This is a genomic window from Dorea sp. 210702-DFI.3.17 (assembly GCF_020560825.1).
Lineage (GTDB): Bacteria > Bacillota > Clostridia > Lachnospirales > Lachnospiraceae > Dorea > Dorea formicigenerans.
In genome coordinates this window covers 183,938-207,890 of the sequence record NZ_JAJCNB010000001.1, presented here as the reverse complement: position 1 = coordinate 207,890, position 23,953 = coordinate 183,938, and the positions used below count along the sequence as shown (strand labels likewise).

The 23,953-nt window shown below is 39.0% G+C and carries 29 protein-coding genes; 7 read left to right on the top strand and 22 right to left on the bottom strand.

The genetic code is table 11. The annotated features are described in order from the left end of the window. Positions 1-10 precede the first annotated feature (10 nt). From yhbY to rsfS, 4 genes are all read left to right on the top strand, one after another. Entirely contained in the window at positions 11-301 is a 291-nt protein-coding gene (yhbY, locus tag LI149_RS00980; protein WP_005332792.1) for a ribosome assembly RNA-binding protein YhbY, read from the top strand. 56 nt (positions 302-357) lie between these two features. Further along, a complete protein-coding gene (gene nadD / locus LI149_RS00975) occupies positions 358-984 on the top strand; it encodes a nicotinate-nucleotide adenylyltransferase (protein WP_040015479.1) in 627 nt (208 codons plus the stop codon). After that, positions 956-1,537 carry a bis(5'-nucleosyl)-tetraphosphatase (symmetrical) YqeK gene (gene yqeK / locus LI149_RS00970; RefSeq protein WP_005332788.1) on the top strand — a complete coding sequence of 194 codons (582 nt, stop codon included), beginning with the start codon at positions 956-958 and terminating at the stop codon, positions 1,535-1,537. Before nadD ends, yqeK begins: the two co-directional genes overlap by 29 nt. A 102-nt stretch (positions 1,538-1,639) precedes the next feature. Continuing rightward, a complete protein-coding gene (gene rsfS / locus LI149_RS00965) occupies positions 1,640-1,990 on the top strand; it encodes a ribosome silencing factor (protein WP_227142883.1) in 351 nt (116 codons plus the stop codon). A 125-nt stretch (positions 1,991-2,115) separates the two neighbouring features. On the opposite strand, the gene lexA is transcribed toward rsfS, so the two are convergent. Beyond that, positions 2,116-2,733 (bottom strand): transcriptional repressor LexA, encoded by a 618-nt coding sequence (gene lexA, locus LI149_RS00960; RefSeq protein ID WP_029732398.1) that lies wholly within the window; start codon positions 2,731-2,733, stop codon positions 2,116-2,118. 292 nt (positions 2,734-3,025) lie between these two features. Here lexA and LI149_RS00955 point away from each other — a divergent pair, with 292 nt between their 5' ends. Further along, on the top strand, positions 3,026-3,415 hold the full coding sequence (locus tag LI149_RS00955) for a LysM peptidoglycan-binding domain-containing protein (RefSeq protein WP_227142882.1): 390 nt from the start codon (positions 3,026-3,028) through the stop codon (positions 3,413-3,415). Between the two features lie 335 nt (positions 3,416-3,750). Continuing rightward, entirely contained in the window at positions 3,751-4,836 is a 1,086-nt protein-coding gene (locus tag LI149_RS00950; RefSeq protein WP_005332763.1) for a tyrosine-type recombinase/integrase, read from the top strand. A gap of 193 nt (positions 4,837-5,029) precedes the next feature. Here the strand turns inward: LI149_RS00950 and LI149_RS00945 are convergent, their stop codons facing one another. From LI149_RS00945 to LI149_RS00910, 8 genes are all read right to left on the bottom strand, one after another. Continuing rightward, positions 5,030-5,674: an AAA family ATPase gene (locus tag LI149_RS00945; protein ID WP_005332761.1), complete on the bottom strand. Its 645-nt coding sequence runs from the start codon at positions 5,672-5,674 to the stop codon at positions 5,030-5,032. Positions 5,675-5,738: 64 nt separating this feature from the next. After that, positions 5,739-6,647: an RluA family pseudouridine synthase gene (locus LI149_RS00940; protein ID WP_173786011.1), complete on the bottom strand. Its 909-nt coding sequence runs from the start codon at positions 6,645-6,647 to the stop codon at positions 5,739-5,741. Then, positions 6,625-7,134, bottom strand: a complete 510-nt coding sequence (lspA, locus tag LI149_RS00935; protein ID WP_029730490.1) for a signal peptidase II — start codon at positions 7,132-7,134, stop codon at positions 6,625-6,627. Before lspA ends, LI149_RS00940 begins: the two co-directional genes overlap by 23 nt. 59 nt (positions 7,135-7,193) lie before the next feature. After that, complete coding sequence (locus LI149_RS00930) at positions 7,194-7,949, bottom strand: RNA-binding protein (protein WP_022278481.1); 756 nt, start codon at positions 7,947-7,949, stop codon at positions 7,194-7,196. A gap of 38 nt (positions 7,950-7,987) precedes the next feature. Then, positions 7,988-8,536, bottom strand: coding sequence for a cell division protein SepF (locus tag LI149_RS00925; protein ID WP_005332757.1), 549 nt, complete (start codon positions 8,534-8,536; stop codon positions 7,988-7,990). 13 nt (positions 8,537-8,549) lie between these two features. Beyond that, positions 8,550-9,254, bottom strand: coding sequence for a YggS family pyridoxal phosphate-dependent enzyme (locus tag LI149_RS00920; protein ID WP_227078262.1), 705 nt, complete (start codon positions 9,252-9,254; stop codon positions 8,550-8,552). Positions 9,255-9,267: 13 nt separating this feature from the next. Continuing rightward, entirely contained in the window at positions 9,268-10,644 is a 1,377-nt protein-coding gene (locus LI149_RS00915; RefSeq protein ID WP_173789446.1) for an HlyD family efflux transporter periplasmic adaptor subunit, read from the bottom strand. Between the two features lie 73 nt (positions 10,645-10,717). Beyond that, on the bottom strand, positions 10,718-11,668 hold the full coding sequence (locus LI149_RS00910) for a TIGR01212 family radical SAM protein (RefSeq protein ID WP_173786014.1): 951 nt from the start codon (positions 11,666-11,668) through the stop codon (positions 10,718-10,720). A gap of 72 nt (positions 11,669-11,740) precedes the next feature. On the opposite strand from LI149_RS00910, the gene LI149_RS00905 reads away from it, so the two are divergent. Continuing rightward, positions 11,741-11,953, top strand: a complete 213-nt coding sequence (locus tag LI149_RS00905) for a DUF378 domain-containing protein (RefSeq protein WP_005332750.1) — start codon at positions 11,741-11,743, stop codon at positions 11,951-11,953. Positions 11,954-12,021: 68 nt separating this feature from the next. On the opposite strand, the gene LI149_RS00900 is transcribed toward LI149_RS00905, so the two are convergent. The 13 genes from LI149_RS00900 to LI149_RS00840 all read right to left on the bottom strand — a co-directional run bounded on the left by LI149_RS00900 (position 12,022) and on the right by LI149_RS00840 (position 23,881). After that, on the bottom strand, positions 12,022-12,750 hold the full coding sequence (locus tag LI149_RS00900) for a serine hydrolase (RefSeq protein WP_227142881.1): 729 nt from the start codon (positions 12,748-12,750) through the stop codon (positions 12,022-12,024). A gap of 11 nt (positions 12,751-12,761) precedes the next feature. Continuing rightward, complete coding sequence (locus LI149_RS00895) at positions 12,762-12,947, bottom strand: hypothetical protein (protein ID WP_227142880.1); 186 nt, start codon at positions 12,945-12,947, stop codon at positions 12,762-12,764. Positions 12,948-13,108: 161 nt separating this feature from the next. Beyond that, positions 13,109-13,504, bottom strand: a complete 396-nt coding sequence (locus tag LI149_RS00890; RefSeq protein ID WP_005336385.1) for a methylglyoxal synthase — start codon at positions 13,502-13,504, stop codon at positions 13,109-13,111. Between the two features lie 13 nt (positions 13,505-13,517). Next, entirely contained in the window at positions 13,518-14,642 is a 1,125-nt protein-coding gene (locus LI149_RS00885; protein WP_173786016.1) for an FtsW/RodA/SpoVE family cell cycle protein, read from the bottom strand. Further along, a complete protein-coding gene (locus LI149_RS00880) occupies positions 14,639-14,851 on the bottom strand; it encodes a cell division topological specificity factor MinE (RefSeq protein WP_117612699.1) in 213 nt (70 codons plus the stop codon). Before LI149_RS00880 ends, LI149_RS00885 begins: the two co-directional genes overlap by 4 nt. 15 nt (positions 14,852-14,866) lie before the next feature. Continuing rightward, entirely contained in the window at positions 14,867-15,658 is a 792-nt protein-coding gene (gene minD / locus LI149_RS00875) for a septum site-determining protein MinD (RefSeq protein WP_005332740.1), read from the bottom strand. 100 nt (positions 15,659-15,758) lie between these two features. Further along, entirely contained in the window at positions 15,759-18,701 is a 2,943-nt protein-coding gene (locus LI149_RS00870; protein WP_227078258.1) for a penicillin-binding transpeptidase domain-containing protein, read from the bottom strand. After that, positions 18,694-19,212, bottom strand: coding sequence for a rod shape-determining protein MreD (gene mreD / locus LI149_RS00865; RefSeq protein ID WP_005336394.1), 519 nt, complete (start codon positions 19,210-19,212; stop codon positions 18,694-18,696). The genes LI149_RS00870 and mreD overlap by 8 nt, the downstream gene beginning before the upstream one ends. A gap of 6 nt (positions 19,213-19,218) precedes the next feature. After that, a complete protein-coding gene (mreC, locus tag LI149_RS00860; RefSeq protein WP_005332737.1) occupies positions 19,219-20,112 on the bottom strand; it encodes a rod shape-determining protein MreC in 894 nt (297 codons plus the stop codon). Between the two features lies 1 nt (position 20,113). Continuing rightward, positions 20,114-21,136, bottom strand: coding sequence for a rod shape-determining protein (locus tag LI149_RS00855; RefSeq protein WP_005332736.1), 1,023 nt, complete (start codon positions 21,134-21,136; stop codon positions 20,114-20,116). A gap of 16 nt (positions 21,137-21,152) precedes the next feature. After that, positions 21,153-21,845: a DNA repair protein RadC gene (gene radC, locus LI149_RS00850; RefSeq protein WP_005332734.1), complete on the bottom strand. Its 693-nt coding sequence runs from the start codon at positions 21,843-21,845 to the stop codon at positions 21,153-21,155. 35 nt (positions 21,846-21,880) lie between these two features. Next, positions 21,881-22,141, bottom strand: coding sequence for a DUF4321 domain-containing protein (locus LI149_RS00845; protein WP_005332732.1), 261 nt, complete (start codon positions 22,139-22,141; stop codon positions 21,881-21,883). Positions 22,142-22,234: 93 nt separating this feature from the next. Continuing rightward, positions 22,235-23,881 carry an NAD(P)/FAD-dependent oxidoreductase gene (locus LI149_RS00840; RefSeq protein ID WP_227142879.1) on the bottom strand — a complete coding sequence of 549 codons (1,647 nt, stop codon included), beginning with the start codon at positions 23,879-23,881 and terminating at the stop codon, positions 22,235-22,237. Between the last annotated feature and the right edge of the window lie 72 nt (positions 23,882-23,953).

Here is a 23,953-nt window from a genome sequence, read left to right as displayed (position 1 = left end):
AAATCACGTTATGACAACGAAGCAGAGAGCATATTTAAAGGGTCTGGCTATGACTATGGATCCAATCTTTCAGATTGGAAAAAGCAGTATGACACCAGAATTTACAAAAGCAATCGCTGAGGCACTGGAAGCAAGAGAACTGATTAAGATTAGTGTTCTGAAGAACTGTGCAGACGATCCAAAAGAATTGGCAAGTATGCTGGCAGAGCGTACACATTCTCAGGTTGTTCAGGTAATCGGCAAAAAAATTGTTCTTTATAAAGAAGGAAAAGATAAGAATAAGAAGATTGTCCTTCCGTAAATGATATCAGAAGAAGCAGTAACAAAAAAATGTATGGTATCAGTGAGGTGATATCTATGAAGATAGGAATTATGGGAGGTACATTTGATCCGATCCACAATGGACATTTACATCTTGCCCGGACTGCACTTACGCAGTTCGATCTGGATCAGATCTGGTTTATGCCAAATGGAATGCCTCCGCATAAAAAACAGTCTTCTATTGAGTCAGATATTCATGAAAGAATTGCCATGACCCGGATTGCAATAAAAGCTAATAAGCAGTTTTATCTGCAGGAATATGAAGCGAAGCGGGAAAAAGTATCTTACTCCTATAAAACGATGGAACATTTTCGGAAAATGTATCCGGACGATGAATTTTATTTTATCATAGGAGCAGATTCCCTTTTTTCAATCGAAACATGGAAACACCCGGAAAGGCTTTTTAAGGCATGTATTATTCTTGCAGCGTGCAGAGATGAGGCGGCGACCAAAGAGTCCTTAAATGGACAGATACAGATGCTTAAAGGGAAATATGGAGCATATATAAAGTTCCTTGCAATGCCTTTAGAACACGTATCGTCTCATGAAATCAGAAAACTTATAGAATCAGGAGAACCTGTGTCAGAATACATTCCGGCAGAAGTCGAAGCTTACATCAGAAAGGAAGGACTGTATGGATCAGGAAATCGAAAAAATCAGTAAAAAATTAATGAAAGAACTGGATGAAGACCGCTATCGCCATACACAGGGGGTAATGTATACTTCAGCAGCACTGGCAATGCGTTATGGCGCAGATTTGAAAAAGGCCTTACTTGCCGGACTTTTACATGATTGCGCAAAATGCATTCCAGGACATACAAAGATAAAAATGTGCGAAAAATACAATCTGGAGATTTCAGAAATCGAACGAAAGAATCCAAGTCTCTTGCATGCAAAATTAGGTGCTTATCTGGCGAAAGATAAGTATGATATAGAAGATGAAGAGATTCTTATGGCAATTCGTTCTCATACGACAGGACGTCCGGGAATGAGTCTTTTAGAAAAGATTGTATATATTGCAGATTATATGGAGCCGGGGCGCAAAGAGCTGCCCAATATGATGGATGTGAGACATTTGGCATTTGAAGATATTGATAAGTGTCTGTATCGTATTTTGCGAGATTCCCTGGTGTATCTGAAAGCGCAGGACATGCCAATTGATCAGACAACCGAAGAGACTTATCAATATTACAATGAACTTTATTCAAAACATTAATAATTAATAGCAGATATGCGATGGGCGATGGCGTCCACGATAGGTGACGGGCAACAAAATCACTCGCATTCCTGCAAATTTAAAATAACAGGAGGAGACAGAATGAATCAGGCATTGGAAATGGCACGCGTAGCATATCAGGCACTGGATGAGAAAAAGGGTGAAGATATTCGTGTGATCGATATATCTGGGATATCTGTCATTGGAGATTATTTTGTTATAACAAACGGAACCAGTGACAGTCAGGTAGGTGCACTTGTTGACAATGTAGAAGAGAAGATGCATAAAGCCGGATATGAGTTAAAAGAGCAGGAAGGTAATAACAGCGGTACATGGGTACTTCTGGATTACGGTGATATCATCATTCATATTTTTGACAGAGAAAACCGTCCATTCTATAATCTGGAGAGAATCTGGAGTGATGGAAAAGACGTTGAGATGAACAATCCGTAGGCATCATAGTTGGGGTTTTTGACCCCAACATCATTTAGATACAACAGAAGAGTGGAATATAAAAAACGGTATGGCGCAGGTCATACCGTTTTTTATATAATGTAATAGGAAATTGCATGTCAAAATTATTTAAAGAATCTAAATACACCAATCACCTTGCCAAGAATCTGGCAGTCTCTTACGATGATCGGATCCATAAAGTCGTTCTCCGGTTGAAGTCTGATAAATCCCTCTTCTTTATAAAAAGTCTTTACAGTTGCACCATCATCGATCAATGCAACAACCATATCTCCGTTATCTGCTGTCTGCTGTTGCTCTACCAGTACCATATCCCCGTTAAGAATACCTGCATTGATCATACTCTCACCGCAAACAGTCAGCATGAAGGTCTGATTATTCGGCATGAATTCCATCGGAATAGGAAAGTAGTTCTCGATATTCTGCTGTGCCAGAAGAGGTTCTCCGGCTGCTACACGACCGATTAGCGGAACATTGACCATCTCACGTCTGTTAAAATTAAAAGACTCATCTAAAATCTCAATTGCCCTCGGTTTTGTCGGGTCACGCTTAATATATCCATTCTTCTCCAATGTCTCAAGATGAGAATGGACAGAAGAAGTAGATTTTAGATGAACAGCTTCACATATGTCACGTACTGCAGGTGGAAATCCACGTTCCAGTATCTGTGATTTGATATAATCTAAAATCTCTTGTTGTTTTGGAGTAATCTTACCCTGTGCCATAATTATAATAATCCTCCCGTATATTCATATCAGCCATTCTATATACTTATAGTTTAGTGATATAGCGTCTCTAATTTGATGGTTATATTTTATCACAGGGCATATTAAAAAGCAAACAAATGTTTAGAAAATATGTTCGGATTTTTATAAAAAGATATTGACATCCAAACAACTGTTCGATATAATATAATCACGAACAAAAGTTCGAGAACATTCATTCGATACTACAAAAAGATATAGTTACAATTTAGAATTTCATGTTAGGGAATCAAAAAAGAGGAGTGTAAAAGTTATGAGAATGGGTAACGAATATGCAGTAGAAAGAACAATGGGAAGAACAGAATCAGGAAAGTGTCAATCGAAAACGCATAAGACATACAGAGACACATTAACACTTTGGATTGTAGCATTTATTATGATTGTTGGACTAAGTATTGCACTTGGAAGCAATCTGGTATCCGCCCACGATAAGAGTGAACAGCCAGAACAGAAATTTTACAAGAGCATTGAGATCAAAGAAGGTGATACGTTATGGGAAATCGCTAAAGAATACAGAGGTGATGACTACGATTCTATTTATGACTATATTGATGAAGTAATGTCTATTAACGGACTTACATCAGATCAGATTCACGCTGGACAATACCTTACAGTAGCTTATTATGACACACAGGCAAGATAATTAGTCTGTTGTGTAAATAATATAGCGTTTAAGATATATTTTATTACTCAGATATATAAGAATGTTATTCTCTTATATATAAACACTCACCCATGGACAGGGCATAAGATTAGAGATAGTTTTATGCCCTGTCTTTATACTAAGAAGAGAATTGACAATAGAATTACAAGAAGTTAAATCAATCTATACGACAAACACCGATTTTTCCAAAAGATGTAGATATGAAGATGAAGTTATGGTATAATTTACGTAGATTTTTATATGAAATAAAGGATATTCCAATATTTAAAAGATTATATAGACACATAACGTAATTAATACGAGGGGAAAATATTATGGCAGACAAAACAATAACTAAATCATCAACTATGACCAGCGATTATTACAAGCAAACACAGATAGACCAGACACTGAGACTTAGAGAAGTCTTAAAGACTTTGCCGCCATTCGCGAAGGATTATTTCCGGGCTATGGAGCCTAAATCGTCTGCAAAGACGAGAATCAATTATGCATATGATATCCGGGTGTTCTTTCATTTTTTATTAGAAAATAATCCGATTTACAAGAATTATACGATGGATCAGTTCCGGGTTCAGGATCTGGAGCGTATTGAGCCTGTTGATATTGAAGAATATATGGAATATCTGAAGGTTTATAAGCGTGAGGACAACGAAATGATTACCAACGGTGAACGTGGGTTAAAACGTAAAATGTCAGCGCTTAGAAGCTTTTATTCGTATTACTTTAAGCATCAGTACATTGCCACGAATCCGACGCTTTTAGTAGATATGCCTAAGCTTCATGACAAGGCGATTATACGTTTGGATATTGATGAGGTGGCAATGCTTTTGGATTATGTGGAATCTGCAGGTGAACATCTGACTGGACAGGCACTTGCATATTATCAAAAAACAAAGAATCGTGATCTGGCGATTCTTACACTTCTTCTCGGTACTGGAATCCGTGTTTCAGAGTGTGTAGGTTTAAATCTTACAGATGTAGATTTTAAGAATAATGGAATTACGGTTACGCGAAAAGGCGGAAGCCAGATGGTTGTTTATTTTGGTGATGAGGTTGCGGATGCACTTGAGAATTACATTGAAGCTGACAGGAAAGTCATTACTCCCCTCTCCGGCCATGAAGAAGCCTTATTTTTGTCAACGCAAAGAAAGCGTATGGGGGTTCAGGCAATTGAGAATATGGTGAAGAAATATGCCCGTCAGGTAACTCCGAATAAAAAAATCACACCTCATAAGCTTCGTAGTACCTATGGCACGTCGCTATATAAGGAAACAGGTGATATTTATCTTGTGGCAGATGTCCTGGGGCATAAAGATGTTAATACGACCAAAAAACATTATGCAGCTATTGATGAAGACAGACGCCGTATGGCGGCTTCGGCAGTGAAATTAAGAGAATAAATTTTAAAAATTAAAATTTTTTTGATTTTTGATGTAAGAAAATAGTATTCAAACAAAAAACTAAAACAGTTGAATAAAAAATAAGAAAGCAGAATCTATTTCTGACTGAGAAAATGTTCCACTTTCTTATTTTTTATTGTTATATAAGACTGAAGTTAAAAGGTCTCAACTATGATACCCGGGATTTTTTCATTTAGTATATCTTTTTATTAATTTTCTGATCATCTTTGATTTCAATCAGTTTAAGAATAGCGTCAACAGTACCTTCAATGCCGAGTTTGGAACTATCCAGACAGAACTGATAGCTGTTTGCATCTCCCCAGCGTTTGTTTGTATAATAATTATAATAGCTGCTACGCTGTTTATCTGTCTTACGGATCATATCTTTTGCCTTTGCATCTGTCAGATCAAAATCACGTGCGATACGGCGGATACGGGCATCCATATTTGCATGAATAAATACGCTTAAAAGCTCAGGATTATCTTCTAATGCATAATCTGCACATCTTCCGACAAGAACACAAGGTCCAGCTTTTGCAATCTTTTTTATCGCATCAAATTGTGCAAGAAAAACCTTATGATTTAATGGCATATCCGTATAACTTCCGGATGAATAACCAAAGGAATATGTATCCATTACCAGAGAATACAGAAAGCTGTTTGTTGGTTTTTCATCATGGCTTTCAAAAATCTCCTGGCATATTCCGCTTTCTTTTGCTGCAAGATCCAGCATATCTTTGTCGTAACATTTAATACCTAATTTTTCAGCTAATTTATGACCTATCTCGCATCCTCCACTACCAAATTCACGTCCGATTGTAATAATTGTATTTGTCATATTTATCACGCTCCTTTAAATATATAGACATTATACTATAAATTGCGTGAAATGTATAGAAAATTTAATTTAATTTCTCTAATAAATTCAAAAAATAATCAGGTAAAGGAGCATTTACTTCAATATATTCATTAGTACGTGGGTGGATAAATCCAAGTGTTCTAGCATGCAGGGTCTGCCCTACGAGCTTGGGAAATGGACATTTTTTGGGGCCATATACCTGATCACCGAGAAGTGGGTGTCCAATACTTGCCATGTGTACGCGAATTTGATGTGTACGCCCGGTTTCAAGCTTACATTGGATATAAGTGTAGTCGCCAAAGCGTTTCAGCACTTTGTAATGGGTAATGGCATTTCTTGCATTTTTAGCATGGATGCTCATTTTCTTACGATCTGTTGGATGACGTCCGATAGGTGCATTTACAGTTCCTTCTTCTTCTTTGATATTTCCATGTACAATGGCTTCGTAAATTCGATTAATAGAGTGTTCTTTTAATTGCACAGCAAGGCTCTGGTGAGCCATGTCATTTTTACAGATGATCAGAGAACCGGTTGTATCCATATCGATGCGGTGTACGATTCCGGGACGGGAAGTGCCGTTGATACCGGAGAGCTTATTACCACAATGATACATTAAAGCATTGACCAATGTTCCACTGTAATGCCCAGGGGCAGGATGGACTACCATTTGTTTTGGCTTATTGACGACAATTACATCTTCATCTTCATATAAAATGTCCAGAGGAATGTTTTCTGGCTCGATATCGGGTTCTTTTGCCTCTGGGATACATACTTCTACCCTGTCACCTAAAACAAGCCTGTAATTGGCTTTTACAGGCTTGTTGTTGACTTTAATATATTGTTCTTTAATTAATTTTTGAAGATATGATCTAGATCGTTCCGGCATCTCCTCAGCAAGATAACGGTCAATACGGTCTCCTTCTTCATTTTCAACTGTGAAATATTCTGTCAAGGTCTTCCTCCTTATAATAAAACAACAATAAAAAAGCAAGTATAAATGTTCCGACTGTTACATAGATGTCAGCTACATTGAAAACTGGAAAGTCGATCAGTTTAAAATAAAAGAAATCCACGACATATCCTAGTTTTAACCGATCAATAAAATTGCCAATTGCACCAGAGAAAATAAATACGGCACAAATTCGTAATGGCAGTAGTTTTTTTGTCATTGGGACATGCAGATAGAACCAGATAATAAATACTGAAATGATCAGTACAATGATAAAAAAGAAAATCTGTTTATTCTGCAGAATGCCAAATGCTGCTCCGTGATTCTCTAGGTATTCAAACTGAAACACATTTTTGATCAGAATAAAAGGATCCTGCCCTTTTAGATGATCCACAGCTAAAGTTTTTGTGAACTGATCGAACCATACACCAACTAATACAAGTAATATTGCTGAAATATAATGTCTGCCGCGTGATTTTATTGAATCCATAATTTATAAAAGTCCTTTCTGATTCGAAGTTTCAAAAATACTGTCATATTCCGGATATTTTAAATATATTTTCTAAGAGAAATCATGTAACGTCCTTTTTTTGTCTCGGACAGAATTCCTGCATAAGCGATTCGTCCAAGTCCACGGACGGAAATCAAATCGCCTTCATTCAGATGATAGCCATTATTCGTGATCAGTTTACCGTTTACAAACACTTTTGCAGCTTCGATATATGTGGTCAGCTTACTCCGGGAAAGTGGGTATGCGACCGAAAGCACAGTGTCAAGGCGTACGGAAGGAACTGTTCCTTTCAATTCCTCAAAATGAGGTTCATAGGAAATATCTGAAAGTTCTCTGCGTTCCACGGTGATAGTTGTATGCCTGATCCGTGTGAGATTTTTCATAATATAGTCTGAAATCTCCTCTTTTACAAAAACAATAGCACCATCGTCTGTTTGAATAATATCACCGATCTTGGTACGACTGGTTCCAAGATTCATAATAGCCCCCAGATAATCACGATGTGTCAGATCTTCTGCAAAACGCTTGTTCACCGGACAGATCTTAAGAGCCTGCATTGGGTAACCGTAGTCATAATAAAGAGCATCAGGTAGAAATGCAACCATCTGACGCTCTGCTAACTCATAACCTCCATACGTTTCGAACCTCGCTTTAAACTGATCTTTCGGGGTCCTGTGCAGGATATTCAATTCATTCAAATTCAGAAAATCTGAAAATGTAACAATATCACGGCTGAATGCAAGATTAGATAATTCAATCAGCCGTTTTTCTAATAATTGTTCCTCTTTATTCATAAACACTCACTATTATAAATACTCTGAAAAACTTTTAATTAAAATCTTGTACGCATTGAAGATGTGTCAAGAGAAGTGTTCAGTAAATCCTGTAAATCTCCGGAAATGTCAACATTAGTAGGTGTGACAAGGAAGATGTAATTGGATATCTTCTGAAGATTTCCACTGATTGCATATGTAGCACCAGATGTAAAATCAATGATTCTCTGAGCAACCTCAAGATCCAGTCCTTCCAGATTCAGAATAACAGTACGTCCGCTTAATAATGTTTCAGTGATCTCTCTGGCATCTTCTACAGATGTCGGTTTAATAACACAGACTTCCATGCTTACACCTGTGCGACGTGCTGGCTGACGCATCGGAGTTACTTTATTATTAGAACGGGCCGGACGCTGCTGAGACTTGGCAGGAAGCTCGTAATCGTCTTCGTCGCTTTCATCATGAGTCTTTTCTCTGCGGAAGATACTCTTTTTTGGCTTTTCTTCGTATTCATCATCATATTCGTCATCATCAAAGAAGTCATCTTCATCATACTCATCATCATCACTTAACTTCATGATGTCCAAAAACTTATCTAATACTCCCATTTTGTAATATCTCCTATCTTACGTTTGTTTGAGCATAATTACGGGCACCAAAAATGGCTGTTCCCACACGAACCATTGTTGCACCTTCTTCAATTGCAACTTCATAATCATTGGTCATACCCATGGAAAGTATACTCATAGACATATTATGGGCGTTTTTACGCGCTATGTCAACAGATAATTTCCTTAATTCTGCGAAAATTGGTCTATTTTCTTCTGGATTATCAACAAATGGAGCGCTTGTCATGAGTCCCATAAACTGAATATGTGAAAAATCAGAAGCTTTTTCAACAAAATCATCTAATTCTTCCGGAAGAAATCCGAATTTGCTCTCTTCTCTTCCTACATTTACTTCAATCAGGACTTTTGCAATTACATGTTTCTTAGCTGCTTCTTTTTCAATCGCTTCGGCAAGTCTCAAACTGTCAACAGAATGAATCAAATCCACTTTATCAATGATGTATTTGATCTTGTTGCGCTGAAGATGGCCGATCATATGCCAGTGAATATCAGCAGGAAGTAATTCCGACTTATCCATGATTTCCTGAACTTTATTTTCACCGAAAAGACGGATTCCAAGATCATAAGCTTCCTGGACCATTTCTGCCGGTTTGGTTTTACTGACTGCGATCAGAGTAACTTCTGAGCGGTCACGCCCACTTCTTTCGCATGCAGCCTGAATTTTCTGTTCTACATTTTCCAGATTTTCTTTTAACATTTTTATCAGCTCCTTAATAAACAATATCATTTTCTCTTACATCTTTGCCAACAAGTGCAATATGGTCATAATTAGCCAGACCATAGGAATTTCCAGATTCAACGATATAGTATTCATCACTTTCACACAGTATATGGATTTGTTTAAATACAGCATATCCTTTATTGATATTATAGACTCCCTGTAAAGATTTTGTTTTCTTAAGCTTGTATGTTTCAGTTGAATCAGGTTTTATTAAAGTTGTATTTTTATCAAATGCATTTGGATCCAGATAAACCATGCCAGTTTCTGTATCTCGATAATAGACATCAACTTTTTTAAACTGGGCATCGTCAGAATCGTTATGGATTAAAACACCAGTTTCTTTACTGTTGCCGCCTTGTGTCAGATAATTTTCCGGTACAAGATAAAAGTCTTTTTTTGTCACAGAGGACTTTGGAATTTTAAGTCCGGATTCATCTTCTAAAATTAATTCAATATCCAGATAACGGTCTTTCGCATAGCGAACCATGGAAGTATGAAATGTAAGGATACCAAGGTTTGTGTTTTTTGCACTGTATACTTGAAAAGAGGCACGTTCTTTCACCTGATCTTTTGTGAACTGAACCTTTACGCTTTTCGTATCAGCCAGATTTTTAGCTGTTTTATCATCCAGTGGAATGACCAGTGACCAGTCATCGTCTTTCACAAGTTTATAGATAGCTTCTCCGGAATTTACCTTTGAATTGTTTTTTATGTTTACGGAATTATAGTTCTTTTTTGAAAGCATATCAGCAGTGACATCACTGACGGTCAGATTCTCATATCCATCTGTAGAATAAAGAATCACACCGTCGGACTGAGCATTGAATACCTGAAGCCCGTCAGTACCTGCCTGTACCATCTCATCTAATTGTGCCTGACGACTTTGATTAGATTTGCTTTCCAGAACAGAGGAAATTTCATCTCTTAAAGAATAAACCTCGTTGAAACTGCTGCCATTGTAATTTTCACTAAAGGACTGGGTCTTTAAATAGATGGAATCTCGTTCTTCGGCAGTCAGTTCCTGCGAATCTGTAGAAATTGTGTCATTAAATTCTAATTGTTTCGGAGAAAGAGAATATACTTTTGTTTTTGCACCAACTTTGCTGGCTTCTGACACAAAATAGTTAATATAACCTGACTGCTCGGCAGTCACGACCTCTTCATTGCGAATTGCCAGTCCGGTATAGGCATTATCTTTTAAAATGCTGCCCTCTCTGACTTCATATGCCGAAATATGCTTACTTGTCAGGTACATAAGAACCGTGACAAGCAGATATATGAATACCACTCCAAAGATGACAATTCCGATATTAATATTCCATTTTTTCCGAAATGCAGTAATGTTTGTAGTATGATTTTCTGCCAACGTCGGCCTCCTTTTAATGATTCAAGATTCTTAGACAAGTCGTAATATTTAGATCTGCAAAGCAGACAAAGTACTATAAATTATCAGAGCCATCTAAAGACCTTAAAGCTGCTCCATGTAAATAATGATACATTTTTCCCTGGTAGCTGTCTGTTTTCTGCATCGTGCTAAGTAGTTCATCTTTTAGTTTCCACCAGCTTGTGCCCCAGTTACAAAAAACGGCATCATTTTCGGGAATACGGCTGAAAAGCCGTTCCACGGCAATTTCTGGATTAAGGTATTCCAAAAATGTAATTGCACGTGTGATATATTCTTCTTTTGAACACAGAGTTATTGTACCATTTTCATAAGCTTCACACAACCTTGTGTTTTTAGCAATATAGAGAGAATGGAGTTTGACTGTGCTGACCTGAAGTGCAGACAGTATCTTTGCAGATTCAATAGCATCCATCAGATCATCACCTGGCAAGTTGAGAATAACATGTGCACAGGTGTCAAAGTGATAATCTCGGATCATCCACATAGCATCAATAAATTCGGCTAATGTATGTCCGCGGTGTATATTTCTTAATGTATGGTAATTTACAGTCTGAAGTCCAAGTTCCAAAGTAATCTCTACTTGAAATTCTGAACGGATTTTTTCAAGAATTTCCAAATAATCAGAGCGGATACAGTCCGGTCTGGTCGAAATGGAAATTTCTACAACATCCGGAAAGCTTGCGCCTTCCCGCATATATTTTTCAAATCTGTCAATAGGTAAAAATGTATTCGTGTAGTTTTGAAAATAAGCAATAAATTTATGTGCATGATATTTTTTTTCAATCTTTTCTCGAGTTAGAGTTAATTGTTCTGTCACAGATAATTGAGGATTTAAAGCTTCAAATCCTGTTCCATGTTCCGCACAGAAATCGCAGCCACATGCTCCGTTTAAACGGTTTGGGCAGGTAACAGGAAGATTGACAGGAAGTTTATAAACCTTTTCATGATATTTATTTTTTAAATAATCTGAATAAGTGTAATACATAAATATGGTCCTTTTGCATAAATTCTTGAACTTTGTACATACTATAGGCAGTAAAAAAAAGGAGGAATCTATATGAAATGGTTTGACAATACAGCTCTTACAATTGTAATTATCGGGGCTGTCAACTGGTTGCTCGTTGGGATATTCCGGTTTGATCTGGTAGCTTTCTTATTTGGAAATCTGTCCTGGTTATCCAGGATTATCTATACAATCGTAGGTATCTGTGGACTTTACCTGATCAGCTTGTACGGTCGCATGAAAGATATGACAGATGTCTGCTCATAAAGCAGGCTAAGAACAAACCAAGGGGTATCCTATGAGGATGCCCCTTTTGATATACTTTTTTAGTACAACTAAATTTTACTGAGCATAGATGTCATATCCTGATAAAGAAGAGGCTTTGATCCGGCTCCCATAATAATGGAAATGTAAGGATTTCCAGAACTGTCCTTTGTAAGAAGAATCAGGCAGTTTCCGGCTCCTTTTGTTGTACCAGTCTTGCCGCCGATGATTGTCACATTATCAGGAGGAGTTGCTTCTCCTTTTGCATAATAGTTGGTAGGCTCCCATTTCACATCTCGCTTTGTTCCATCTGCGCCGGTAATATGTGCAGTATAAGAACTGCTGTTAATGATCTTTACAAATTCATCATGTTTGATACATTCATTAAAAATCAGATAGAGATCATAAGCAGTCGTATAATGGTTATCGTCATGAAGACCACTTGGATTCACAAAATGACTGTTTGTTGCCATGAGTTTTTTTGCTTCAGCATTCATCATCTCTGCAAACTTTTCTGTACTGCCTGCAATGTGGTCAGCAATGGCAACGGCATTGTCGTTGCCGGAATATAAAAGCAGACCGTTCAACAGATCTTCCAGTGTGAGCTGATCTCCTGCTTTGATGCCACATGTCTGTTCATCTGCTGCAAATTTACCAGAATCAGCTTCATCAGCCACTGTGACCGTATCAGATAAATTTCCATTCTCCAAAGCAACCAGGGCGGTCAGAATCTTCGTTGTGCTTGCAGGATAGATTTTCTTATGAATATTATAAGCACAATCTGTTTCGGCGTTATTCACGTCAAAAAGCCCTACTGCATGTACGGACTCCGGTTCAAAGCCAAGTGGATTGCCAGCAGCAGAAGCATTTTCGGAAACTGAGTCAGAACCAGTATCGGAAGATTTAACAGATAACGGAATGTCTTCAGATGCTGTACACAGATTTTCGGCAAATAGCTGCCCCCGATACAAAGTTTTTGTATAATTGGAAGTTTCATATTCCTGTACTAGAGCTCATGTTTTGTTGCTGTCTTTATAGATATTGACAGCTGCAATACACTGTATCATAAGAATAACAGACAGGCATGCGACCCATCTGTTTCTTATTTGTTTTTTTCTTTTATTACGTTTATTTCTTGCTCTTCTGCTTTTGGAAGAGTTATCTGTACATTTCACGCCAGTCTAAATCTCCTCTGTCAATTGCTAAAATAATCAGTTCAGCGGTTGCAAGATTCGTTGCCATTGGGATATTATAAGTATCGCAAAGGCGGAATAAATCATTGACCTCCGGCTCATGAGGTTTTGGGTTCATAGGTTCTCTTAAAAAAATTAATGCATCAATATCATTCTGAGCAATCTGAGCTCCGAGCTGTTCCTTTCCACCAAGTGGACCAGCCAGATATTTGTGAACATTCAGATTCGTTACCTCTTCGATGAGTCTTCCAGTTGTACCGGTAGCATAAAGTTCGTGTTTACTCAGAATTCCACGGTAAGCAATACAGAAATTCTGCATCAGTGTTTTCTTTGAATCATGAGCGACAAGACCTATATTCATTGCGTTCACTCCTTTATTGATATTTTTTTTGTTGCAGTCCGACATTTAAGACAAATCCAATACCGATATATAAACTTACAAGTGATGTCAGGCCATAACTGATAAATGGCAGCGGTACTCCGGTATTCGGAAGCATATTCGTTGCTACACTTATATTAATAAAACTTTGAAATCCAATCAGACCTCCAACGCCACTACATATGATCTTTCCAGCGAGATCCCGCGATCGCATTCCAATCAATATACATTGTATCACAACAAGCAGTAATAACGCAATAATAATACAACATCCAACAAACCCAAGTTCCTCGCCAATAATGGCGAAGATAAAATCCGTCTGTGGCTCTGAGATATAGTTACCATTTTTTACAGAGGTAGTAGTATTGTTATTCAGACCTTTTCCGGTAAGCTGACCAGATCCGATTGCCATCTCAGAGTTATTCTGCTGATATGCTTCATCACTGGCATACTTTTCAGGCTCCAGGAAAGCAAGAATACGCTTTTGCTGATAGTCTTTCAAAAATGGCTGGTTTGGCTGGACGGCGATACTTAAAAAGATAATAGCCACTGGAACTAATATAAGAAGCACAGTTCCGATAAATTTGTAACTCAGTCCTCCAATATAGATCAACAGACAAATGACAAGTGCAGTGCAGATTGTAGTAGAAAGGTTCGGCTCTACCAGAATTAAAGCAAGTGGAATTCCGGCAAGCACTGCATATTTAATCAATGTGACTGCATCGTTAATATCATCTTTGTGATCCATAAGAAATCTTGCAAAAAACAAAATTAAAAGAATTTTTGCAAGCTCTGATGGCTGAAAAGTTGTAAATCCCAAGTCAATCCAACGCTTTGCGCCGTTGGCTGTGTGTCCGAAGACAAGTACAGATAACAAACTTAATATTGCGACTGCGTATATAATCCAGTAAAAATTAAGAATCCATATATAATCGATCAAAGATACAATCATCATAAGAACGAATCCTACACAGACACCAAAAATCTGCTTGTTCTGAACAGATGCCTTCGCACTGCCTACAACCATAATGCCAATTACGGATAATGCAAATACAAGCAGAACAAGGCTGAACTTGTAATCTCTGAGTTTATAAGGTTTTGTTAATCTTGGTAATCTCACGTTTCTTCTCCTACATATGAAATGAAAATATGTGTTCTGTATATTTCAACATGAAAGTTATCTTCTGTGAGTTCCAGATATTTGGATAATGTCTGGAATAAATCTCTGGAAATGTTCTCATATTCTATCGGAGAACAGCTTATGCGGTCTGACACGATCAGCAGTTTCAATCTGCTTTTCGCAACAGACACAGAAGATTTTTTTAACATGCTGTATGTACCCTCCTATTTTTTATGAAAGACACCGGACAGCTTTGAAAATAGTCCTTGATGTCCGGAAAGATTCAAGAAAGGTACTTCAAGGCCGAGAATACGCTTGCATATATTTGTATAGGCTTTTCCGGCCAGGGAATCCAGGCTGATGACCGGTTCCCCCTGATTCGTGGCAACAACAACCTGCTCGTCATCTGGAATGGCTCCAATCAGTGGAATGGAGAGAATTTCAGTCACATCATCAATGGACATCATATCCCCTCGTCTGACCATATCCATTCGGATGCGATTAACGATTAGCGAACTATTGCGAATCTGATTTTTTTCCAACAGTCCAATGATGCGGTCAGCATCCCGGATTGCGGAAACCTCCGGTGTTGTGACAACAAGAGCACGATCAGCTCCGGCTATTGCATTTTGGAATCCCTGTTCGATTCCGGCCGGACAGTCTAAAAGTACATAATCAAATTCCTCTTTCAATTCTGAAGCCAGCTTTTTCATCTGTTCCGGTGAAATTGCTGATTTATCTTTTGTCTGGGCAGATGGAAGCAGATAGAGATTTTCATATCTGCGATCCCGGATTGCTGCCTGTTTCAATCGACAGGTTCCTTCAATCACATCGACCAGATTGTAGACAATCTGATTTTCCAGTCCCATAACTACGTCAAGGTTGCGAAGACCTAGATCGGTATCAATGACAATGACTTTCTTTCCTAACCAAGAGAGTCCCGCACCAATATTTGCTGTTGTAGTGGTCTTACCTACACCGCCTTTTCCTGATGTAATAACAATTACTTCGCCCATGAATAACTTCCTCCTGTCAATGGCTTTGTTTCATGCTTTTGAATTTTCTTTTCGCTATGTGTTTCATGAACCATTTTGTCTTTTGAAGGGCAAGCTGCTCCTAGCCTTCATTTGAAGCATTTGAACCAATGCTTGAAGCTGTTCCGGTTATCAATTCATTTTCCGGAGTGAGCTGGTAATAATATTTCATAACGTCTCTGGCTACTTCTGCTGCATAAGTAGAACTATAACCATTGGCGATACGAGTTGCAAAAGCAACTTCCGGTGAATCGCTTGGCGCAAATCCTATGAAAAGCGCATGGTCCGGATGCGTTTTACTCTGCTGAGCTGTTCCGGTTTTACCGGATAACTGGAATCCGCTCCTGTTAATATCCGAAAATGTACTACTGTGAGATACAAGTACTACATTACGCATTCCTTCATGTACAGCATCCCATGTGCTTGCAGAAATATCTGACAGAGTATTATCGATTTTTGGCTGTGATTCTTCAATGACATTGCCTTTGACATCAGTGGTCTTGTTCAGGAGTGTCAGATCAAAAAGTGTTCCTTTATTTGCAATCGTAGTAACATAGCGGGCAAGCTGACTTGTCGTGTAGTTGTTGGTACCCTGTCCAATTGCAGATGGTACAGAAGAATCATCGGAAATTTGTGGATCAGCCTCTGGAATTTCCATTCCGGAAGTGGTTCCAAGTCCAAACATCTGAGCATATTTTGAAAGCTTCTGGAGTCCAAGCTCACTGGAATAGTAAGCATTCGTTGCATCACCCTGATTATTATCCTGGCTGATAGAATTGATTCCGTTGTCTTTCAGACTTAATCTGTAACCGACTTCATAAAAGAAACTGTTACAAGAGTTTTCAATTGCACCCGACACATCCAGACTGCCATGTGCGTTTGGGTAAATCCAGCATTTTGGATTTGGTTCAATCTTTTCATAAATACCATGGCACGGAAGATGGGAATCGGTACTGATAACACCTTCGGTAAGTCCGGCTATGGCAGACAAAGGTTTGTAAGTAGATCCCGGTGCGGTCTTTTCCTGTGTCGCATTATTGTAGAATGGACGGGAACTTGCTGTTACAAGCTGATTGTAATAAGTTGAGTCCATATTGTTTGCAAGTCGGTTATTGTCATATCCCGGATAAGATACACATGCCAGAACCTGACCTGTGGAAGTATCTGTCATGACAAAAGAACCTGTACATGGTTCCAGACCGAGCTGTCCAGGTGTAATCTCCAGTGTCTGGATCTTTCCACGCATAAAGTCATAAGCTGTTGTTGCGCCACTTGCGAGTGCATTATATTGAGATTCATCATAATTAAGTATGTTCTGCTCGTAGAGAATCATACAAAGTTCACGACCAGTAATGGATCCGGCTTTGATCATGTATTTGTAGATCAGCTTGTCAAAACTGTTATCGGATTTTAAATGTTCATTTAAGTATGAAATAATTGCCTGGAAAGTTTCCGAGGAATCCGAATATTTACCACCATTGCTTGTATAATTTTGAAGCTTTGAGGTATCAATCCAGTTCTGAGAAACAGCATAGTTTAAAAATGTGTAAACATTGATGGTCTCATCTGTTTTCCATGCTTTATAGGTTTCATCATTTTTGTTGATGACACTGGAATTTAAAATGCCGGTATTATTTGTCAATATATCTGTAACAATATAACTCAGATATGCCTGCATTTCCTTAGAATCATCTTTGTATGCAGCTGCATTAGGATCTGCAAGTGTACTGGAAAGACTTGCCAGAACCTGCTCTTTGTATCCGGAAAATGTATTATAAACTTCTTGTTCGGTTGATTTTGCATCATTCTCACTGAAATGAGTCATATTTACAACATCATTAGCAATGAGTGCGTTATAAACATCGCCAATTGGAATCATAACGTCACTTCCGTCACTGACAGAATTCCGATCAAAATCCAAAGTGTTCTGGATCTTGGAAAGAAGAATTCCGGCAAGCTCCTGTTCCAGAATATTATAGGCTGCTTTTTGAAGATTAGCATCCAAAGACAGATACACATCATTGCCAGCTTTTGGTTCTGTAGACTGAACGGTGTCCAGAACTTTACCAACGTTATTTACATATAACTTCACTTCACCCTTTTTTCCGCGAAGTGTGGAATCCAGGACTTTTTCAAGTCCGGATTTTCCGACCGTATCCGTTTTGGAATAAGTTTCCTGATCCTCTTTACTAAGTGCATCATATTCGTCTGTTGAAATCTGTCCGGTATAGCCAATTACATTTGCAAAACATTTACTGTCTGTATATCGGCGTAAGGATTCTTCTTCAATGTTAACGCCCTGTAGAGAATCACTGTTTTCCATAATATCAGCCACAGTCTGATCACTGACATCGGATGCAATCGTAGTAGAGATATATTTCTGATAACTGTTCAGAGACATTGCATAACGTACATTGACCAGTTTCAAAATCATAGTCTTGTCCAGTTTTTTCTCGTTGATACCATAACCGTAAGTTTTATCGGTACATAAGTAATGCATGATGTCGGCAGCAGACTGGGACTTTTGCTTGTCCGATAATTCATCAATGGTTTTTTTGCCATATACATCTGCGATGAAACGCAGGCGCTGGGTATCACTTTCTGCTACAAAAGAGTATTCACTATTGGCATCCAGAATAATACCAAAATCATTGATGACGGAATCATCATTACTTTCTACAATGTTAATAACTTTCGTTACGATTTGATTTAAAGCTTTATTTTTTTCGGATTTTTTATCATAGTCTCCATTATCCTGAATGGTAACAGAATAAGCCAGTTCATTGTAGGCAAGCAGAACACCGTTGCGGTCATAAATATTGCCGCGGGTTCCTTCGACCTCTTTTGTTTTTTGAATCTGAAGTTCATATTTGTCGGTATAGTTCTGTCCTTTCACAATCTGCAGATAAAATACTCGTTGAAGTAATACTGCTGACAAGACGCAGAACATGATAATTGCAATAAATGTTCTTGATTTTACGATATCACTTATGCCGGATTTAATCCGGTTCCACAAATTATACAAATCGGCTTGCACTCCTTTGCTCTTCTGCTTCTAGTTTTTTGTTAATGTGTAAGATGATCTGATATACGATCAAAGTTGCTAAAATAGTGTATACAAGTTCTGGCAGGATAATATGAATCAGATAGGTTCCGAAACTAAAGTCACCTTTCAGGATATATCCACAAAAGCAGATAATGCCACCGTAAATTAGTTCACTGCCACTGATAAGTACTAAAGGCAGTTTAATATCTTCATCATAAAACAAACGTTCAAATGTTCCGTTTAAATATCCAATCACAGTATATAAAAGTATATAAAATCCAATTGTGTTTCCCCAGAAAACGTCTGTCAAAAGTCCACAGATCACACCAACAGCCATACCTTCTTTACGTCCTCGCATAAATCCGAAAGATGCTGTTACAATTATAAAAAGATTTGGCTGCACGCAGGCAAAAGCCAGTGATGGAAAAATGGTACTTTGCAAGAGAAAACACAGGATAATAATTGCCAGTGTTATGAGCTTTCGTTTCATAGATCACTACTCTCCCTTTGCTGTGTCGGAAGCAGACTCATCGTCTGCCCCGTTCGTCATATCTTCTTTTGTCTTTGTGAGAACAAGGACTTCCTGAATTTTGCTAAAATCTACCGCAGGTGTGATATAACCGGAACGAGTCAGATTATTGGAATCCACATTGATCTCACTGATATATCCGATAAAGAGACCTTGAACAAAGCGGTCACTTACATAGGAAGTAACAACCTGTTCACCGACCTTTATGTCATTGTCATTATTAGCCAGCTTTTCAAAACGAAGACGTCCATCGTCCATTAATTTCAAATCTCCACGCACGATGCAGGTATCTGAAGTAGAGAGGATCATAGCACTTACGTTGCTGGAATTGTCAATGATTGAACGTACTCTCGCATAGTGGGGACCAACTTCTGTGACAAGTCCTACCAGCCCGCTCCCGGCCAGTACGTTACAGTTCACTTTGATGCCGTCTGCACTTCCTTTGTCTATAGTAAAATCACTGAACCAGTTCGTTCCGTTGTTCGCAATGACATGTGCACCGATTTTTTCGTAATCAGAGTAGTTCTGATCCAGTTTGTACAGATCGCGCAGACGTTCTAATTCGTATTCGTCCTGGCGAAGTCTTGTATTATCAATAGTCAGTTCATCTACTTTGGACTGCAAAGTTTCATTTTGCTTTTTCATATCCTGAAGTGTCTCAAAGTTATCAGAAAGATCACTTAACCATCTTCCAACATAGCTGATACCTTTCTGCATTGGAACAACTGTATAATCACCGATAAATCGAAGCGGCCCCCCGCCGTCTGTCACCTGATCGATTCCCAAAAGAATCACACAGATGACTGCAATGATTGCCAACCAGTATTTACTTGGAATTGAGGATTGGTTTTTTATCTTCATATTATCTCATCCACCTATAACTTTCGTCTAACATTGAGTATGCTAATTTACTGAGATCCTTGGAAAGCATGATTTTCTTTAACCCATTCACTGCACAAATGCCCGGCTTTTCAGCAACAGTTGTGTGGATTTTAGTCATACTTTCTACATAAGCATCCAGACCGCTCATATTCGCAATTCCACCAGTCAGATAAATCCCATTCTGGTAAATAGCTTTCCGGATCTCCGGCGGTGTACGGTCCAGCATAGAGCGGACGGCTTTCATACATTCCAGAAGAGTATCTTTAAATGCGGCTCTTACAAGTGTGATGGAAATGGTCTTTCGCATAGGGAGTCCAGTGATCAGGTCCCTTCCTGCTACAGAGAAAGCGGTCTCAGAATCGCCGTTAAAAACATCGAACTGCTGTCTTAATATTTCTGCCGTTCTGCTTCCAATCAAAAAATCATGACTGTTCCGTACAAGATTCACAATTTCTTGATCCAGTGTTGTACCACCAAGCTTTAACAGGCGGTTAAAGACGATACCACCTTCGGTGAGGACGGATAATTCAGTTGTCTCACCACCGAAATTAATGATCATAACACCCGTTGTATTCTGTACATCAATACCAAGACCGACTGCATCGGCAATGGAACGTTCTACGATATTAACTTCTCGTGCCTTTGCATTTGAGTGGATCACAAGATCGAAAAAGGCTTTTTTCTGTACCTCAGTTACATCAGTTGGTACCGCGATCACATATTCTGCACCCCGGCTGAAATGTCGGTTCTTTTTTAGAATATTCTGAAGCAGGTTCTGCATATCATTGAAACGGGAAATAACGCCGTCACGCATTGGAAATGCAACTTCAATATCCGGTGGAGTCTTTTCATACATCTGATAAGCATCTTCACCGATTGCAATAATTTCTTTTTTATCCTGAACTGCAAGCACATTCTTTTCTTTCCAGATGGTATCTTGCTTTTTGTCATAGACTTTGATTTCGTAGGATCCCAGATCCAGTCCATAGGTGTTCCTTGCCATATGATTCAAATCCTTTCTACAGCATTCCTTCTTCGCGAAAACTCACATAACAATTATTCCCAATGATGATGTGATCTAAAAGCTCGATCCCGATTAGAGCTCCCGCATCCTGAATGCGCCTTGTAATGAGCCGGTCTTCTCTGCTTGGTGTCGGCTCACCACTTGGATGATTATGTAAAATAATAACAAATACAGCATTCTTTTGTAATGCTTCAATAAATAATTCTCTTGGCGTAATTAAGGAAGCATTCACCGTTCCTTTTGATATATTCGTTTCGCCAATGAGTTTTGATTTGGAATTCAGCATGAGCAGTTTCATGATTTCCTGCTTTTCATGCCGGAGATCTTCCATGTAGTACCTTGCAATCGAATCCGGATTTTCAAAACTTAATAATTCCCCGGCAGAGGCTTTGGAAAGTCTCTTCGCAAGCTCTGAGATACAGGATAGCTGGACTGCTTTCACGCGTCCGACACCGTGAATTTTCTTCAATCGCTCAATACTGAACTGATGAATACCGAGAATTCCGCTTTCGCCGTTGTGATAAAGAATACGGCTGGCAAGCTCGAGAGCATTCTCCCCTCTCGTACCGGTCCGAAGCAGCACAGCTAAAAGTTCTGTGTCACTCAGAGCACCGGCGCCGAGCTTTTCGCATTTTTCATAAGGCCTGTCGGCACTCGGTATCTCTTTCATGGTAACTTTTTGATTCATATATTCCTTTAGATTCGATGATTCTCTTCGGTAGACTATAAGAAGCGGTAAATGATAATTGCAATCACAACGCCTATAATGCTGGCGATTGTAATCTTGATCGTAAGACCAAATGTAATGACCAGAAGTCCCAGATTGACTACAATCGGTGTATCAAGCCCGAACGTCTGTCCATAGCCAAGCCAGCTAAGCGCCGGCACCCCTTCTGCCAGCATGCCAATAAAGCCTCCAAGGACGATTCCTGTTAATAACAACAGAAAAAGTGCCCAGGAGTTCTTTCCGCCTGCTCCCTTCATATGTACTCCTCCTCATGTTTCTTCTATCTGAAAACTCCATACATTTTAGCACATTTCTGAAAATGTGTATAGACTTATACCCTTAAAAAATTCTTAAACATTCTTAGGATTGTCGAAAGCCATGTATTTTTGACTGACAGCTTCTGCCACTTTCAGTCCATCCATGGCGGCTGATGTAATACCGCCTGCATATCCTGCACCTTCCCCGCATGGATAAAGTCCTTTTACAGAACTTTGCAAGGTCTCGTCACGCAGAATACGGACGGGTGAAGAGGTACGGCTTTCTACACCGGAGAGGACTGCATCATCGCGGTCGTAGCCTGGGATTTTCTTTCCAAATTCCGTAATTCCCTCTTCCAGGCATCTCGCAATAAACTCAGGGAAAATGCTCCTTACATTGCCCCAGCTATAAGCACCTTTCATCTGTGGGGATATAGTGCCTGCACTGGAAGATGGCACATTTTTCTTAAAGTCACCAAAAAGCTGGACCGGGATCTTCCCTTGTCCTTCAGCATATGCAGCATCTTCTAATTGGCGCTGAAAAGCCAGACCTCCGAGGATGCCTTTTTCTGGGAAATCTTCCGGTGAGACGGTTACGATTACTGCGCTATTGGCATTTTTGCCATTTCGCCCGCTATAGCTCATGCCGTTTACTGCAAGTCGGTTCTCTTCAGATGAAGCATTTACTACATAACCGCCTGGACACATGCAGAAAGTATAGACACCTCTGCCCTCTTTTGTCTTAGCTGTTAATTTATATGCAGCAGCAGGAAGGCTCTCGGGTGCATCTTTACCATATTGAGATTCGTCAATCATATCTTGTGGATGTTCTACGCGTACGCCTACAGCGAATGGTTTTGGCTCCATTTTTATATCTGAGAGATTTAAAAGCCCAAAAGTGTCTCTGGCGCTGTGACCAATGGCAAGTACTGCAACGTCCGTCAGTAAATCTTCTCCGATGTTTGTTCTGGTATCTTCCAGATGAAGCATCGCAAGTGCCGGCTCATCTGAAAAATCAATGCTGCGTTTTGTACGGATTCCTGTCACTTTTGTATGAAAACGAACTTCACCACCCATAGAGATGATTGCCTCACGTATATTTTTAACGACCTTTGCCAGAATATCAGTTCCGATATGTGGCTTTGCATCATAAAGAATGGATTCCGGTGCCCCATATTTCACAAAAAGACGCAGGACTTCCTTTCCTCTGTTATGGGTATCGTGCACAAGCGTATTTAACTTTCCATCAGAAAATGTACCTGCACCGCCTTCGCCGAACTGGACATTAGACTCAGGATTTAGTTTGCCTGTTTTCCAGAAATCTTGTACGTCTTTCTGGCGCTCTTCCATAGAAGCACCACGTTCTAAAAGAATTGGACGGTATCCCATACGTGCAAGCGCATAACCACAGAACAGACCGGCCGGTCCGGTCCCGATTACAACAGGCCTGTAAGTCAGTACATGTGTTCCGGTCGGAGTGCAATGATAGCTATCATTTTCTTCTTTTATTGTAATATTTTTATTCCGGTTCTTTTTTATAATCCGCTTTTCATTCTGAACGTTTGCTGCAATCGTGTAAACATAAAAAAGATTTGGTTTCTTTCTGGCATCCAGAGATTTTTTTTCAATATGCCAGGTCAGAAGATCTGAGCTGGAAATTTTTAATGTTGTATATATTTTCTTTTCAAGGTCACTTTTTTTATGAGTAACCGGAAGCTTTAACTGACTGATTCTGATCATGTTTTCCTCCTTGTACATGTAATCGATAACGAAAAAACCAAAGCCATTTTAGCTTTCGCGAAAAATGGCCTT